This is a genomic window from Citrobacter sp. wls717 (assembly GCF_005280955.1).
In the GTDB taxonomy this organism is placed as follows: Bacteria; Pseudomonadota; Gammaproteobacteria; order Enterobacterales; family Enterobacteriaceae; genus Citrobacter; species Citrobacter werkmanii.
Map to the genome: position 1 here is coordinate 1 of NZ_SZWW01000040.1, position 1,820 is coordinate 1,820.

A 1,820-nucleotide genomic window follows, 5' to 3' on the forward strand; every position below is an offset into this window, starting at 1 on the left:
TTGGTTTAAGAGCAAGCGGGCAGTACACCGATAATTTGTTATTTACAGGCCCTGATGGTCTTAAGATTCAGGTGTTTCGCCGAACACTCGCAAATCAGACTACTGTCGGTGTAATAAATACTGTGCCAGTGACTTTCCCTGTCCCGTTCCCTGTTAATTGCTGGGGCGTTTTTTCTACCAAATCAACATGGGTACAGATAACTAACTCATGCGAGTGGGTAAGCAATACAGGTTTTACCGCTCAGGTCATGATGAATATTGCTGTAGATACAAACACCTCAGAAGCCATGTTTTTAGCTATAGGATATTAATATGAATCGTTTTGTATTCAGCCCATCAGAGTCCCGTTTTTATGCCATCGAGTGGCGGGCTGATTATGTTGATAATAATCGTTGGCCACATGATGCCATTAACGTTAGTGACAGCATTTATTATGAGTTTTCCGGCACTCCACCTACAGGTAAGCAACTTATAACTTTAAATAACATGCCATCATGGGGTGATATTCCTCCGCCTACACGAGAAGAATTAATCGCCGCCGCTGATGTGGAGAAGCAAAAAAGAATAGATTCAGCCAATAATTACATGAACGGTAAACAGTGGCCTGGTAAGGCAGCGATTGACAGGCTGAAAGGAGACGGGTTAACGCAATACAATCTGTGGCTGGATTATCTGGATGCGCTGGAAGCGGTAGACACCTCCAGTGCGCCGGATATCGAATGGCCTACGCCTCCGGGGGAACAGGCCAGTTAACATGCTCAGGGTCGGCTGTCACATCAGCTGACTTAACTTCATTTTTATAGGCCAGCCACGCCGACAGTTTAGCCCTGTTGGCGTCGCTGATTTCACCCAACATCAACTCAGTTCGCCAGTCGAGCAGGATTGCATCTGCATGTGCCAGCAGGCGCTGGCGCTCATTCTCTGCCATGGCTATTGCTGCGGCGGTTTTAATATCAGTATCAGTAACCCACGCTGAGCCATTCCATTTATCATGTGGTGTAACCGTTGCCAGAGTGGTGGTATTTTCCGGGTAGTTTCCGAGGGATGAAATCACCATAGCGGTGCCGGTTTCAGTGCTGTACACCGTTTCACCACGATGATCAGCGACGTATTCCCAGGCGATAAAATCTGCTGTACGGCATATAGCAAAACCCACTTTACTTTCGCCCGGGGCGTCAATGCAGGAATTTGCAGGAATACCAACCCCCACAGCCAGATACTCAACGGATGAAGACAGATATTCACGCGTCTCGCCATCGTAGCTAAATACAGTAATATCACCGGCCACCGTGGCAATAAGTTCATTGTTTAATTTCGCCTGCATCATTATGCCGCCCTCACGATATAGTTAAATGATACGTTTCTCGGCCTATTTTCAACAGCAGTGGGTACAGCCCTGGATGCATCAAACCAAAGGGAGGCTAATCTGTCATCTGTCGCCCCGATTGACGTATCAGCTACGGCAGCGTATGAACCAAACTCACCGTCAGTACGGAAAGCCCCTGTTGTCCCGGCATTAAAAAGTCTTGCTGATGTAGCAGCATTTCGTCCCTGAAACCCGCCAGTAATATTCCTTATTGCATCACCCTGAGCTGACAGCAGGCTACGCCCCGAATCTACTCCGCGCTCATCATCCCAGCCTCGAATAAACTCACCGCGTAAATCCGGTAGTACTCCACCAGGATAAATGGCACCTAATTTCGGATATATATTTTTATCAAAGGGCGCGCCGTTATATTTCAGCCAGCCTTCCGGTGGATTCGGGAGGGGCCATGGCACCGGCACACCAACGGGCAGTGCAGAGCCTTCTCCCAATCGAA

Annotated in this window: 3 protein-coding genes and 1 pseudogene; 2 read left to right on the forward strand and 2 right to left on the reverse strand. The window is 48.3% G+C overall.

Features of this window, described 5'->3' with window-relative positions; genetic code table 11:
- Both FDX09_RS23805 and FDX09_RS19450 read left to right on the forward strand, forming a co-directional pair.
- Positions 1-311: pseudogene (locus FDX09_RS23805) on the forward strand (phage tail protein); the annotation flags it as partial.
- A 1-nt stretch (position 312) separates the two neighbouring features.
- Entirely contained in the window at positions 313-753 is a 441-nt protein-coding gene (locus FDX09_RS19450) for a tail fiber assembly protein (protein WP_137347732.1), read from the forward strand.
- Here FDX09_RS19450 and FDX09_RS19455 read toward each other — a convergent pair.
- Entirely contained in the window at positions 725-1,327 is a 603-nt protein-coding gene (locus FDX09_RS19455; protein ID WP_137347733.1) for a tail fiber assembly protein, read from the reverse strand. The two genes, FDX09_RS19450 and FDX09_RS19455, sit on opposite strands and share 29 nt — an antisense overlap.
- Positions 1,327-1,820, reverse strand: a 494-nt coding sequence (locus FDX09_RS19460; protein WP_170973254.1) for a phage tail protein, incomplete at its 5' end; no start/stop codon positions are given. The genes FDX09_RS19460 and FDX09_RS19455, both read right to left, overlap by 1 nt.